Genomic DNA, 13,686 nt, shown 5'->3' on the forward strand with positions numbered 1-13,686 from the left:
AAAGTGGACACCGGTTATCCGTCCGGAATTGCGTAAATTGGAATTGCTTTTGAGGGGAGGCGCCGATGCGTTTCGTTTTCCTGTTTCTGCTTGTTCTAGGTGTTGTTTTCGGCATTGGCGGACCTTGGGCAGCCTTGAATTTCTCTGGAGAGGAGATCGGAACCTGGCGTGTTTATGACCGGCCCGGCCCATACAAGCCTGTCACGGTTACCTTGAAAGCTGAAGATGCGCCCGTGCGCGCCTTTGTCGATATGCAAACACTTCGCAATTTTATCCCGACGGTAAGCCGCACCGCCTTAACCGCAGTTGTGACCCATAATGGCAAAGACGTTCTTGTTGAAACATTGAACTATACCGGCTCAAAAGCCACCAATAAAGGTTCGCCACAAGGGCAGCAGATCTATCGCGATGAAATTGGCGATATCAACCCTGCCCAAGACGGAGATTATCTCTTCACGATAGGGCCAGGCGATTTTGACGGGTTGGAAGTGGCTCATGTCGATCTGGTTTTGCGAAAAAACGCTTCAATTGTCGATTGGCGTATCATGCCCGCTGGCATTGCCTTGATCGTAATCAGCATAGCCGGGCTTTTATTTTTGCGTCGCCGCCGCGGGGCAACGCCAGTTTCGGTTCCGCCGCAGTCGAAATGGGGCAGATGATGGCCAGTCAGGCCACAAAATTTCCTGTTATGGTCACGCAAAGACTGCGCTTGCGTCAGTTTGAGCCGAAGGACGATAAGGGTCTCCATGCTTGCCTCGGCAATCAGGAGTTGGTGCAATATTGGGATTTCGCGCCTTGTAGGAATATCCAGGAAACACGGGGTTGGGTAAGGGCTCTTGCGAAGGGAGCCCAGCCGGAAACAGCCATTGCTTGGGCCGTGGTTGATATCAAGACAGATGAATGTATCGGAATGGTCAATTATCACCATCGCGAAGCCTACAGCCGCAAGCTTGAGATTGGCTATATTCTTCGGGCCGAATATCACGGCCAAGGCCTGATGACGGAGGCTGTTCGAAAAATCATGACCCACTGCATTGTTGAGCTGAAAACGCGGCGCATTGCGGCGATTATCCATCCGGATAATGCACCTTCAATCCGATTGGCGACGAGACTGGACTTTGCACTCGAAGGCGGACCCCTTCGCGATTATTGGCGGGTAGGGGATCGTTTCATCAGTCCGATGGTCTACAGCTTCATCGCAAGCTGATCGCTTTGTTTTGGCCTTGCTGCAATTGTATAAGCACAACGCCGCGCACCTTTGAGGATGTGCTCGAAACGTGTAACTTCAACATCAGGCCCAAGTGCTGCTTGAAACACTTCAAGCTCGGAGCGGCAGAGTTTTTGACAGGCCTTTGCAGCAACACAAATAGGGCAATGATTCTCGACAAGGACGAGTTTGCCTTCTGCGTTGCGGGTGCTGGTGGCCATATATCCTTCCGCTGAGCGAATGGCTGCAAGCTGTTCCACCTTGGCTTCAAGGGTTTCAATTGGTTCAAGTGCAAGCTGATATTGATTAAGCGTCGCCTGTTCGCGATGAGAAATCAGTTGATCCAGTCCGGACTCCCCGAAAACCGCAGAGATTGAAGCGATGAGATCTCTGGTTAACCCGGCATGGTTATCCGGAAACTGGGCGTTTCCTGCCTCAGTCAAATGCCAAAACCTCTTGGGTCTTCCCACGCTCTCACGGCTGTCTTCATACTCGACAAGGCCGGCTTCATGCAGTCGCCCCAGCATCTGGCGAACAGCCACCGCGGTAATATCCAGACGTTCCGCTAATGCCGCAGCCGTTTGAGCCCCGGTCACTTTCAAGGAATATAGCATGCGATTTGTCGTGCGATCCTGCATGGTGCCAATATAGGCATAAAAATTAAAAAAGCTATTGCTTGTTTTATAAAGCGGAATATAAAAACATAAAACTAATTAAATTGAGGAAATGCCATGAGTGACCATGCTCAACCCAGCGATGCCCGCTGGTCGGAACTGCTAACCGCCGACTATTCGGCAGCCACAACGACACTTTGTCTGGGCGTTGCCCTTTTCGCCTTTAACGGTTTTCTGGTGTCGACATCGCTTCCCACTGCCGTGGGCGAAATTGGCGGTATTGAGCTGATATCCTGGGCGTTTACCCTTTATCTGGTGTTTTCTATTGTCGGCGGCGCCAGCGGTGCCTTGCTGAAAGCCCGCTTCGGCTCTCGTACCGCGCTTGTCGGTTCGGCCCTGGTATTTTTGGCTGGTACATTGATTGCGGCCTTTGCCTCATCCATGACCGAAGTCCTGATAGGCCGGGCCCTTCAGGGCGTGGGCGAGGGCATTATTGCTGCCACCTGTTACGCGCTGATCCCGGAACTCTTTCCGTCCCGGCTTGTCGCCAAAGTGTTTGGTGCTGAAGCGGTCGTTTGGGCTATTGCGGCATTCGGTGGTCCGTTGGTGTCCGGCATGCTGACCGAGCATCTTTCGTGGCGCGCAGCCTTCCTCATCAATGTTCCCTTGGGGCTGATCTTCATCGCATTGACATTCCGCATCGTTCCGCGCTTTTCCGGCGAGATACAGCGATTAAGCGTACCATTTTTTCGGCTATCCGCCATCGGTGCCGGTATCATGCTCGTTGCGTTAGCCAGCATCATGCAGAGCGTGCCCATGGAAGTGCTTTTCGTGGCCGGTGCAGCCATAGTTCTTGCCTCGGTCATCCTAATTGATCGTCGCAGCGACACACCACTCTTTCCGTCAGATGCCTTTTCGCTCAATTCCACAGTTGGCATTGGCCTTTGGATTGTGCTGCTTATGCCGGTCGCGCAAGCTTCCACCTCGGTCTATCTGGTTATGACCCTGCAAAACCTTTGGGGTTATGGTCCAACCAAAGCTGGTGCTTTCAGCGCAACTTTTGCAATTGCATGGAGCCTTTTTGCCATTCTTGTTGCAAATATTCAGGATCCGCGCCGCCGTGCCTGGATGATCCGCCTTGGACCAACGCTGCTCGTCAGCGGTCTTGCGATCATCGTCTTTGGTTTCTCGCTGGACGAACCTCTGGTGGTCATGTTCGGGCAAATATTGATCGGCACGGGCTTTGGCATAAGCTGGGGCTTCCTCAGCCAAACGGTGATGGAAGCTGCCAAGAGCGGCGAGCGTGATCGAGCTTCTGCCTTGCTGCCAACCCTGCAATCTGCCGGCTATGCGATTGGGGCCGCCATAGCGGGGCTGGCTGCAAATGCTGTCGGCTATCCGCTCGCAACGACGCCCGATGCCTTACGGCATGCATCGATAATCATCTTCGCCGTATCGACGATTATCGGCCTCGGCGCACTGCTGGCCGGCTATGCTTTGCCGCTGCGCAAAAAGACAATGCTTGCAATCGATTTACCCAAGCTTTGACAGACTTTCGGAGGGCTAGGGTCTTGGCTCTGAAACTCTGAAAAATCCAGGAGAGGGGACGGTTTCGACCTGCACGTTCCCTCTCTTGCGATGTTCTTAATTATAAATCAGCCATGGCCTCTTCATATTCGCTGGAGAGCGCCAGCCATTCTTCCTCGGCACGCGCCAGTGAAGATTTGGCATAGCCAATCTCTTTGCCGATCTGCGTCGCCTTTGCAGGTTCGCGGGAATAGATGATCGGGTCCGCGAGTTGGACTTGCAGCGAGTCGATCTTCTTCTGGAAGCGCTGAACCTGTGCTTCGGCTTCCTGAATCTTTTTCTGCAACGGCTTTAATGCCTCGCGCTTTTGGGCAGCCAGCTTCCGCTGTTCTGCTTTGCTGAGCTTCTGGCCTTCTTCGACCACGATCTTGTTGCCCGAGCGCTCGGCCTTGGCATCAGCCAGAACTAGTGAGCGGTAAGCATCAAGATCGCCATCGTAAGGCGCAACTGCGCCATCGCGCACCAACCACAGCCGGTCCATTGTCGCTTCGATCAGGTGGCGATCATGGGCAATCAGGATGACAGCGCCGTCGAACTCGTTTAGCGCGTGCATCAAGGCTTCGCGGCTGTCTATATCAAGGTGGTTGGTCGGTTCGTCGAGGATCAGCAGATTTGGCCCTTCAAACGTCGCAAGTCCCATCAAAAGTCGGGCTTTTTCACCACCAGAGAGGTCTTTCGCCGCCGTATTCATCTTGACCGTAGCAAGACCCATGCGCGAGACGCGCGCGCGCACCTTCGCTTCTGGTGCATCCGGCATCAGCTTGCGGACATGCTCGATGGCATTGTCTTCCGGTACGAGATCGTCCAGCTGATGTTGGGCAAAGAAGGAAATTTTCAGGTTCGAAGCAACCGTGATCTTGCCTTTTTGCAAAGGTAGGCGGCCACTGATCAGCTTGGCAAGCGTGGACTTGCCATTGCCATTCGACCCGAGCAGCGCAATGCGGTCATCCGCATCGATGCGCAGGTTCAAATGCTTGAGAATGGGTTTGCCCGGCGTATAGCCGACTTCACCGCTTTCAATCGCGATAATAGGAGAGGCCACGACCTTTTCCGGTTCCGGAAAATGGAATGGCATCACATGATCCTCAATGTGTGCGGAAATTGGCTTGAGCTTCTGCAAGGCTTTCAAGCGTGATTGCGCCTGCTTGGCCTTGGATGCCTTGGCGCGAAAACGCTCCACAAAGGCTTCCATGTGCTTGCGGTGGGCTTCCTGCTTGGTACGCGCCTTCTGCTGCAATTCCAGCGCTTCCGAACGCAGACGTTCGAACTGATCGTAATTGCCCTGCCAAAGTGTCAGCTTGGTCTGATCCAGATGGATGATGGAGTTGACGGCGGAGTTCAAAAGGTCGCGGTCATGGCTGATGAGGATGACGGTATGCGGATAACGGCGCACATAATCTTCCAGCCATAAGGTGCCTTCCAGATCGAGATAGTTGGTTGGCTCGTCGAGCAGCAGAAGATCCGGCTCAGCAAACAGCACCGCCGCCAGGGCAACGCGCATGCGCCAACCGCCCGAAAAAGACGATGCCGGTCGTTTTTGCGCTTCCGCATCAAAGCCGAGGCCAGAAAGAATTGCTCCGGCGCGGGCTTCAGCCGAATGCGCGTCAATGTCGGCCAGTCGGATGTGAATATCGGCAATACGATGCGGATCGGTTGCAGTCTCCGCCTCGGCTAGCAGTTCCGTACGTTCCTTGTCGGCGGCAAGCACGATTTCTATCAGCGAGTCTTCGGTGCCCGGCGCTTCCTGCGCCACCTGACCGATGCGGATATTCTTCGGCAGGAAGAAATCGCCGGTCTCTGCATGGAGTTCGCCAGTGATGACCTTGAACAGCGTGGATTTACCCGCACCATTGCGGCCCACGAGTCCGGCTTTTGTGCCGGATGGCAGGTTGAGACTGGCGTGATCGATCAGCAAACGGCCGGCCATCCGCACGGATATATCGTCGAGAATAAGCATGGCCGCGCTTTTGCACGGGAAATCTCATTTCCGCAAGGTATTCGTGTTTAAAAGTCAGATTGCACGGCTGCTATGCGTAGTTCGCCCTTCGACAAGCCCAGGATGGCTCACCATGAGGAAGGTTGATGCTCCGCAATAATATCACTGAAGCTGCAATTCTTGATGCCTGCAACCCACCACCTACCTCATCCTGAGTTTGTCGAAGGGCGCTATTGCGTTCTTGCAAAGATTTTCAATAGTTTGAAGGAAGAGTTCAAGAATAAGGCCTACCTTCTTCAGTCCTTTGAAATTGAGCGAGATCAAACGAAGGCAAGGTCTTTCCAAGACCCGTCAAAATACCGTGAGCCTGACCGCGATGGTGGGTTTGGTGATTAAACAGATGCGCCAGAGCTGGTGCCAGCCGTTGGCTGATGGTGCGCATGTCACTCACGGTCGTATAGGTGAAACGAGAGGCGATTGCCTTGCTGTCCAAGCTCCGTACCCAGTTTAAAATGCGGGCATCTTCCTGCTCCCGCGCCGCTTTCAGCTCATTGAACCTGTCAAAGAGTATCGCATCGAGAGCCTTGGGAGCATCCCCTTCGCCGCTAAAGCGAAACATCCAGATGCGGTCAGTCACCAGCAGGTGGTTTAGCGTCCTGTGCAACGAGCCAAAAAAAGCGCCCATGTCACGGCGATATTCCTCGTCCTCCAGCTCGGCCACTGCCATATAAAGCCGCTCATTTACCCAGCGGTTATATGCCGCCAGCATCTGAAAATGCTGTTCCATCCGTTGACTTCTCCATTACAAGAGTCAGTATTGCTGACATATTATATCGAGCGAGGTAATTTGCCATGGGAATTGTTCTGCACGAGCTTGTCGGTACTGACAAGAGCCGCCCATTTAGTCCTCATTGCTGGAAGACAGTGATGTCACTCGCTCATAAAGGCCTGCCATTTGACAGGAATGCGGTCTCTTTCATTGATATTCCGAAACTTGAAAACGGCTATTCCGCCAAGGTCCCGGTGGTAAGGGATGGCGAGAAGCTCGTTGCTGATTCATTCGACATCGCGCTCTATTTGGAGGATCATTATCCGGACCGTCCTTCACTTTTCAAAGGCGAGGGCGGTCGCGCCATGGCTCGTTTTGTCGAAGGGTATTCGCAAATGATCCTGCATCCCTTCCTCAATCTGGTCGTGCTGATGCCGGTACACGATGTGCTGGACACACCAAACCAGGCTTATTTTCGCGAAAGCCGCGAACAGATTTTTGGCCGCAAGCTTGAAGATGTCGCCGCTGATCGCGATAGTAAGCGCGACGCATTTACCAAAAGCCTGGCTCCGATCCGCAAGATGCTGCTCTCGCAGCCATTCATTGGCGGTGAAACGCCGCTCTTTGGCGACTACATTATTTTCGGCGCATTCCAATGGGCAAGAGTGTTGACGCCTTACGAGCTGTTTGATGAGGGAGACCCGGTTGCAGACTGGTTCGAGCGGTGTCTCGATCTGCATGGCGGCATAGCCCGTAAGGTATTGGCTGCGGCATAAGAGGGCAGTTCAGGAGGGGCATTCAAGCGCATCGGGTAAAAGGTCTCTTGGCAAACGCACTGCCTGCCGCTATAGACCCGCCATCCAATCTCCCCAAAATGACAAGGTTTCATTTCCATGGCAATTGAACGCACTTTCTCGATGATCAAGCCCGACGCGACACGCCGCAACCTCACTGGCGCCATCACCGCCAAGCTTGAGGAAGCCGGTCTTCGTGTTATCGCTTCCAAGCGCGTCTGGATGAGCCGCCGCGAAGCTGAAGGCTTCTACGCAGTGCACAAGGATCGCCCTTTCTTTGGCGAACTGGTAGAATTCATGTCTTCCGCTCCAACCATCGTTCAGGTTCTTGAAGGCGAAAACGCCATCCTGCGCAACCGCGAAGTCATGGGCGCCACCAATCCAGCCAATGCTGACGAAGGCACAATCCGCAAGACTTTCGCCCTTTCGATCGGTGAAAACTCGGTACATGGTTCCGATGCACCTGAAACAGCTGCAGAAGAGATTGCTTACTGGTTCTCCGGTACAGAAATTGTCGGCTGATTCTTAAAAGCTGATGAATAAAAAGCCGGGTTCGCCCGGCTTTTTTATTGGCCTTATGCCACGATTGACAGGATAACCAGCACCAACACTGCGATAAACCCCACAATCAGCGAACCTGTTGCGAGCCGGTTCACAGGCTGTGCCAACGTTTGAATGCGTCCTGATCCTTGGTCTTGGCTTCGACCCAGCCGCGTTCTTCGCCCGTATTCAAATGTTCTTTTTTCCAAAACGGGGCTGTGTTCTTCAGATAATCCATCAGGAATGAAGCGGCATTGAATGCCGCCTCGCGATGGATTGATGCCGCCATGACAAGAACAATGTTCTCTCCGGGTTTGATCAACCCGAAACGATGAATGATTGTGAGGCCGGTAAGTGTCCAGCGGTCCAGCACTTCGGCTGCAACGCGGGTCATTTCTGCTTCCGCCATGCCGGGATAATGTTCAATCTCAAGCGCCGCCAGCGTTCCAGCTTCGTCGCGGCAAAGACCGCTGAATGTTACCACAGCGCCTATATTCCGGTTCTGTCCGGAAATCTGGCTCATCTCAGCGGCGATATCGAAATCGTCACGCTGAACTATGATCCGTGGCTGCACCGCGTCCATATCATCCCCCGGTCATCGGCGGGAACAGAGCGATTTCGGTTGCTCCTTTTACAAAAGCATCGTGTTCCACATGTTCCTGATTGATGGCAACGCGGATCACATTCTCATATTCGAGAGCCGCGGCATATTCTTCGCCGCGGGTTTTCAAATGAGCCAGTAAATCGCTGACTGTGACAATTGCCGGGTCAAGCTCAATCACTTCCTCGCCTTTTCCGATCCGCTCACGCACCCATGCGAAATAGACGAGTTTGGTCATTGATCAATCCACCACATGTTTCAGGCCAGCGCGGAAATAATCCCAGCCGGTATAGAGAGTTATCAGTGCGGCACTCCACAAGAGCACGATACCAAGAATTGTGATGATTGGCACGATCTTGTCGCCAGCCGGGCCCGCAAGGAGAAAAGCCACCGCGACCATCTGAATTGTGGTTTTCCATTTTGCCAGACGGCTCACAGGCACGCTGACTTTAAGCTCCGCCAGATATTCACGCAGGCCAGAGACCAGAATTTCGCGGCAAAGAATGATGATCGCGGCCCAGAGTGTCCAACCGGCGATAGTTTGATCTGCTGCCAAAAGAAGCAGGCAAGCGGAGACGAGCAACTTATCAGCGATAGGATCAAGCATGCGGCCTATTGTTGATGTTTGCTTCCAGATGCGCGCCAGATAGCCGTCAAAAAAATCTGTAACGCTGGCAATGATGAATATGGCAAGCGCGGCCCAACGGGCTGTATCGCTTGATTGCAGGCTTCCTTCAATGAAAAAGCACAGGACAACCAGCGGCACAGCAATGATACGGGCATAGGTCAGGATATTCGGTAGTGAGTAGGCGTTGTTCTTGGGCATATTTCCAACCATTCAAATCATTACCGATCAAAGGGACTTAAGCACCTTACGTCAAGCTCATCATGGCCAAGTCAGGCGCAATTATGTCTGATAGCAGAGCAAAGTTCGCTCCGACCAGTTTCCTTCCTATGTACGGAAATGATCGCGAATTGTAATAGCCATCGCTTCAGATATACCGTCGACCTTCATCAAATCTTCGACAGCAGCCCGGGAAACGGCCTTGGCAGTACCAAATTGATGCAGCAGCGCGCGTTTGCGTGATGGTCCGATGCCTGCAATTTCGTCGAGCGGGTTCTTTATCATCTCTTTTTTGCGCTTCGCTCTGTGCGTGCCAATCGCGAATCGGTGGGCTTCGTCACGCAGCCGCTGGAGGAAATATAGTACCGGATCGCGCGGGGGCAGGGTAAAGGCTGGTTTGCCTTCCATGAAGAAGCGCTCGCGGCCCGCATCGCGGTCCACGCCCTTCGCCACACCAATGGCAGTGACCTTGTCGGTAAGACCCATTTCGTTGAGGATACCGCGCACCGCGCTCATCTGACCTTGCCCGCCGTCGATGAGAATAATATCGGGCCAAGCCGGGAAGGCATCTGAATCATCATCGAATTCATCGATTTCGACGTCTTGTGCCGGCATATCCTTGTTTTCAGGCGTGCCATGTTCTTTGACCAATCGGCTGAAGCGGCGCTCAATCACTTCACGCATCATGCCGAAATCATCGCCCGGCGTAATATCTGTCGAGCGGATATTGAATTTCCGGTACTGGTTTTTGACGAAACCCTCAGGCCCGGCAACAATCATGGCGCCTATCGCGTTGGTGCCCATAATGTGGGAATTATCATAGACCTCGATGCGGCGCGGCGTCTTTTCCAGACCAAATGTCTCCGCTACACCTTTGAGCAAACGCGATTGCGACGATGTTTCTGCCAATTGCCGCCCTAGAGCTTCTCGCGCATTGCTCAAGGCATGCTCGACCAGATCTTTCTTTTCGCCGCGTTGTGGAACAAGGATCGTGACCTTGCGTTCGGATTTGGCTGTCAGCGCAACTCCCAGTAATTCCTGATCCTCCACTACTTCGGAAAGCAGGATCATTGAAGGGCAGGGCTTGTCATCATAGAACTGCGACAGAAATGCCCCCAGAACTTCGGCACCAGACAAGGATGAATCCGCCTTGGGGTAATAAGCGCGATTACCCCAGTTTTGCCCGGTGCGGAAAAAGAACACTTGAATGCAGGTGACGCCGCCATCCTGGTAGATCGCAAAGACATCTGCTTCCTCGACACCTTGCGGATTGATGCCTGAATGGGATTGCACATGGGATAGGGCCGAAAGCCTGTCCCGATAGATTGCTGCCCGTTCGAAATCGAGATCGGCAGAGGCATCCCGCATCGCATTTGAAAGATGCGTCTTCACCGCCTGACTCTTGCCCGAAAGAAACGCCTTCGTCTCGGCAACGAGCTCATCATAATCGCGCTCGTCAATTTCGCCGGTACAAGGGCCAGAGCAACGCTTGATCTGGTAGAGCAGGCAGGGGCGCGTGCGGTTCTCATAAAATGAATCCGTGCAAGTGCGCAGCAGAAAGGCACGCTGTAGCGCGGTGATTGTTCTGCCCACTGCACCGGCAGAAGCGAATGGGCCGAAATAGTCTCCCTTGCTCGACCGCGCACCGCGATGCTTGAAAATGCCGGGGGCAATGCGCCGCTCTCCCGGTTTTGGCGCTGTCAGCAAAATATAGGGAAACGACTTGTCATCGCGCATCAGCACGTTAAAGCGCGGACGCAAGCGCTTGATAAGATTCGCTTCCAGCAGCAGGGCTTCCGTCTCGGTACGGGTAACCACGAACTCCATTTTCATGGTTTCGCGGATCATGCGCGCAATGCGATTATTGTGGCCCTGTCCACGTGCATAGTTCGAAACGCGTTTTTTCAGACTGTGTGCTTTGCCAACATAAAGCACGTCGCCTGCTTCATTGAACATGCGATAGACGCCAGGTTTGTTGGGCAGGCGTTTGACAAGTTCGGCAATGACATCGGCGCCACTATTGCCGTCGCTGACAATTGCTGAATCCCATTCGATAGCGCTAATCAGCGCTGCAACGTTCCGCACCGGTTCATTGGCCACTCTGGCCGTTTCGTCAGTGTTTTCCGCCATGTCGAAATCGAGGTCGTCCCGTTCGAGGTTAGTCGCTTGTTTTGCCGGTTCGATCATTCTGCGATTCCCGTCGCATCGGCGGTTTTCCAGGCCAGGTGCTGTCCGCCATCAAGGGCGATCATTTGCCCCGTAATGGAGCGTGTCTCCCAAAGATAACGAATGGTACGGCCAAATTCTGAAAGGTCCGGGCCTCGCTCCAAAAGGAGGCTGCTGACTTGTTGATTGAAATCATGCTGGTCCTGTCGGTCGCTCGGCATGGTCGGTCCAGGTCCAATCGCATTGACGCGAAGACGGGGAGCCAATGCCTGCGCCAGCGTTTGGGTAGCAGTCCATAGGGCGCTCTTCGACAAAGTATATGACAGGAATTTTGGGGTCAGTTTCCAGACGCGCTGGTCAATAATATTAACAATCAGCCCATCCTGTCCATCGGGCAGCAACGAGGCAACGGCGTCCGCAAGCAGCACCGGCGCCTTCACATGCACCGCAAAGTGGTTGTTCCAAACAACATCATCTGCGAGATTGCCAATTGCGTCTTCCTGAAAAACCGAAGCGTTGTTGACCAGAAGCTGTACCGGCCCAAGCTCGTGCTGCACCTGGGAAACAAGCCGCCTTGTTGCGTCGCTATCAGTTAGGTCAGCTTCAACAACGCAACCCTTGCCGCCTTTGCTCTCGATTGCGGCAAGTAGGGCCTCACCCTCAGCGCGTGAATGGTTGCTGTGAATTGCAACAGCAAACCCGTGACCGGCCAAATCTTCAACAATTGCCTTGCCGATGCGCTTGGCACCACCAGTTACAAGGGCAATCGGTCGATCAAGCGTCACAGTTTTCTCCTTCATGGGGTGATTCAACGCTAAATATAGGCATGAGCCCGATAAAGCGCGAGGGGCTAACGTCAGCAATGAACAGTTCTAGTCGAACTTTAACGCGGATTGGAAATCAAACACGGAAAACTCTGATAGAGACAGAAAATCATCATTATCGCCAAGTCCAATGTAAATCTTAAGCAAGTGTTAAGTATACTATATTGACCGGCAATATTGTATGACTTTGAATGAAATTTGATTCAAATAGTGTGCGATTTCTATTTTGTAAGCTTATTTATAAATGATTGAATTTGCAGGGAAATTCTAATTGTTGCTGAAAAACCACATCGCATTTCGGCCATTTTCCTGACAGTTTCTTTTCACAGTCCGGCACGAGTCCCGCCACATTGAAGAGCGAATGTCATTCTCGTCAAGCGGACGTAATTTTGGTTTCCCCCCCGACCAAAGGCCCGCTGCGTGTAAATAGAGTTTAAAAAGGAGATTGCGATGCGCACTCTTAAAACAATGATCCTCGCTTCGGCGGCTGTGCTTACGCTCTCCGCCCCGGTTCTCGCTGCTGATGCTATCGTCGAACAGGCGCCAGCTCCTGAGGCTGCACCGTTTGAACAGCCAGTTGGCGGCTGGGATGGTGCTTACGTCGGTGCTTATGGCGGCTATGGCTGGAACAAGAACAAGACATCCGAAGGCAAGCTTGATGCCGATGGCATGAAGGGCGGCGTTTACGGCGGTTACAACCTTCAGAATGGCCAGTTTGTTTACGGTGTTGAAGGCGACGTTGGTTACTCCGGTGCCAAGGAACGCAGTTTTGGTTATAGAGCCAAGCAGGGCGTAGAGGGTTCAGTACGTGCCCGCGCCGGTGTCGCTCTTGATCCGGTCCTGCTTTACGGTACAGGCGGTGTTGCCATGACTGAAGGCAAGCTTAGCGGTCCTGATGGCAGCGATTCCAAGACACATGTCGGCTGGACAGCCGGTGTTGGTGCAGAAGCCAAAATCACCGAAAATATCGTTGGCCGTGCTGAATATCGTTACACCGATTTCGGCAAGAAGAACTACGATCTCGGTGGTATCGACGATGTATCGAATAAGATCACAACGAATGAAATTCGTCTGGGTGTTGGCTACAAGTTCTAATACCAGGGTGATTTAACGAAAAAAGCCGGACAGGAGACTGTCCGGCTTTTTTCGTTTCAGGCCTTCCGCAAAATTACTTCGGCAACAATGCCGCCAGTTCGGGATGCAATTCCTCGAATCGCTTTTGCCAGCGTGTCAGTTTAGAGCGCCCCTTTTCCCATTTTCCTTCGAACCGCAAGCTTGCATAGGCGAGGGCTGCCGCCAACGCGATATGGCCGCCATGCAGTTTCTTGCCAAGACGGGGAGGTGCCGCGTTCAAAACATCAAGCACACGCACTGCCTTGACCCATTGGCGATCCAGCCACGGCTCGTAGATTTTTTCTTCTGGGCGGAAACGGCGCTCATAAACATGCGCCAGCAAAACATCACAAAGTCCATCGGCGATAGACTCAAGCTGCTCTGCCTCAAGGCGTTTTTCCGCGTTGCGCGGAAAGAGCTTGTTGCCAGAAAGGCGATTGAGATATTGCGTAATGACGCGGCTATCGAAAATCGCCTTGCCATCGTCGAGGATCAGGGTTGGAATTTTACCAAGCGGATTGGCATTGACCAATTCCGGCGGCTGCGCATTGCTGTCAACGAGAACGGCTTCAAGCGGAATATCCGCATAATGCGCCGCCATACGCACCTTGGTACTATAGGGCGATGCGGGTGAATAAAGAACTTTAGTCACGATGAACTCCGATTTTGCGACTCGATGTGAAACGGTAAA

At 53.1% G+C, this 13,686-nt stretch carries 15 protein-coding genes; 6 read left to right on the plus strand and 9 right to left on the minus strand.

Annotated elements, in window-relative coordinates:
• The first annotated feature begins 65 nt into the window (after positions 1–65).
• Both QFZ34_RS18650 and QFZ34_RS18655 read left to right on the plus strand, forming a co-directional pair.
• Positions 66–659 (plus strand): hypothetical protein, encoded by a 594-nt coding sequence (locus QFZ34_RS18650; protein WP_307284043.1) that lies wholly within the window; start codon positions 66–68, stop codon positions 657–659.
• Positions 656–1,207, plus strand: a complete 552-nt coding sequence (locus QFZ34_RS18655) for a GNAT family N-acetyltransferase (protein WP_307284046.1) — start codon at positions 656–658, stop codon at positions 1,205–1,207. Before QFZ34_RS18650 ends, QFZ34_RS18655 begins: the two co-directional genes overlap by 4 nt.
• On the opposite strand, the gene QFZ34_RS18660 is transcribed toward QFZ34_RS18655, so the two are convergent.
• Entirely contained in the window at positions 1,186–1,821 is a 636-nt protein-coding gene (locus tag QFZ34_RS18660; RefSeq protein WP_307284048.1) for a helix-turn-helix transcriptional regulator, read from the minus strand. The two genes, QFZ34_RS18655 and QFZ34_RS18660, sit on opposite strands and share 22 nt — an antisense overlap.
• Positions 1,822–1,938: 117 nt before the next feature.
• Here QFZ34_RS18660 and QFZ34_RS18665 point away from each other — a divergent pair, with 117 nt between their 5' ends.
• The gene (locus tag QFZ34_RS18665; protein ID WP_307284051.1) at positions 1,939–3,369 is read left to right on the plus strand and encodes an MFS transporter; all 1,431 of its coding nucleotides are present in this window, start codon (positions 1,939–1,941) and stop codon (positions 3,367–3,369) included.
• A gap of 100 nt (positions 3,370–3,469) precedes the next feature.
• On the opposite strand, the gene QFZ34_RS18670 is transcribed toward QFZ34_RS18665, so the two are convergent.
• Both QFZ34_RS18670 and QFZ34_RS18675 read right to left on the minus strand, forming a co-directional pair.
• On the minus strand, positions 3,470–5,365 hold the full coding sequence (locus QFZ34_RS18670) for an ABC-F family ATP-binding cassette domain-containing protein (RefSeq protein ID WP_115051778.1): 1,896 nt from the start codon (positions 5,363–5,365) through the stop codon (positions 3,470–3,472).
• Between the two features lie 253 nt (positions 5,366–5,618).
• Positions 5,619–6,131, minus strand: coding sequence for a DinB family protein (locus QFZ34_RS18675; RefSeq protein WP_307284055.1), 513 nt, complete (start codon positions 6,129–6,131; stop codon positions 5,619–5,621).
• Between the two features lie 65 nt (positions 6,132–6,196).
• Between QFZ34_RS18675 and QFZ34_RS18680 the strand changes: the two genes are divergently transcribed.
• Positions 6,197–6,889: a glutathione S-transferase family protein gene (locus QFZ34_RS18680; protein WP_115051776.1), complete on the plus strand. Its 693-nt coding sequence runs from the start codon at positions 6,197–6,199 to the stop codon at positions 6,887–6,889.
• 117 nt (positions 6,890–7,006) lie between these two features.
• Positions 7,007–7,429, plus strand: coding sequence for a nucleoside-diphosphate kinase (gene ndk / locus QFZ34_RS18685; protein ID WP_115051775.1), 423 nt, complete (start codon positions 7,007–7,009; stop codon positions 7,427–7,429).
• 130 nt (positions 7,430–7,559) lie between these two features.
• Here the strand turns inward: ndk and QFZ34_RS18690 are convergent, their stop codons facing one another.
• The 5 genes from QFZ34_RS18690 to QFZ34_RS18710 all read right to left on the minus strand — a co-directional run bounded on the left by QFZ34_RS18690 (position 7,560) and on the right by QFZ34_RS18710 (position 11,858).
• Positions 7,560–8,030 carry a molybdenum cofactor biosynthesis protein MoaE gene (locus QFZ34_RS18690; protein WP_307284064.1) on the minus strand — a complete coding sequence of 157 codons (471 nt, stop codon included), beginning with the start codon at positions 8,028–8,030 and terminating at the stop codon, positions 7,560–7,562.
• Position 8,031: 1 nt separating this feature from the next.
• Complete coding sequence (gene moaD, locus QFZ34_RS18695) at positions 8,032–8,286, minus strand: molybdopterin converting factor subunit 1 (RefSeq protein ID WP_115051773.1); 255 nt, start codon at positions 8,284–8,286, stop codon at positions 8,032–8,034.
• Between the two features lie 3 nt (positions 8,287–8,289).
• Entirely contained in the window at positions 8,290–8,874 is a 585-nt protein-coding gene (gene pgsA / locus QFZ34_RS18700) for a CDP-diacylglycerol--glycerol-3-phosphate 3-phosphatidyltransferase (RefSeq protein WP_115051772.1), read from the minus strand.
• Between the two features lie 126 nt (positions 8,875–9,000).
• Entirely contained in the window at positions 9,001–11,079 is a 2,079-nt protein-coding gene (uvrC, locus tag QFZ34_RS18705; RefSeq protein WP_370878815.1) for an excinuclease ABC subunit UvrC, read from the minus strand.
• Positions 11,076–11,858 (minus strand): SDR family oxidoreductase, encoded by a 783-nt coding sequence (locus tag QFZ34_RS18710; RefSeq protein ID WP_115051770.1) that lies wholly within the window; start codon positions 11,856–11,858, stop codon positions 11,076–11,078. The genes uvrC and QFZ34_RS18710 overlap by 4 nt, the downstream gene beginning before the upstream one ends.
• Positions 11,859–12,332: 474 nt before the next feature.
• Here QFZ34_RS18710 and QFZ34_RS18715 point away from each other — a divergent pair, with 474 nt between their 5' ends.
• A complete protein-coding gene (locus QFZ34_RS18715) occupies positions 12,333–12,977 on the plus strand; it encodes an outer membrane protein (RefSeq protein ID WP_307284073.1) in 645 nt (214 codons plus the stop codon).
• Positions 12,978–13,050: 73 nt separating this feature from the next.
• Here the strand turns inward: QFZ34_RS18715 and QFZ34_RS18720 are convergent, their stop codons facing one another.
• A complete protein-coding gene (locus QFZ34_RS18720; protein ID WP_307284076.1) occupies positions 13,051–13,647 on the minus strand; it encodes a glutathione S-transferase in 597 nt (198 codons plus the stop codon).
• Between the last annotated feature and the right edge of the window lie 39 nt (positions 13,648–13,686).

Source organism: Phyllobacterium ifriqiyense (genome assembly GCF_030817885.1).
In the GTDB taxonomy this organism is placed as follows: Bacteria; Pseudomonadota; Alphaproteobacteria; order Rhizobiales; family Rhizobiaceae; genus Phyllobacterium; species Phyllobacterium ifriqiyense.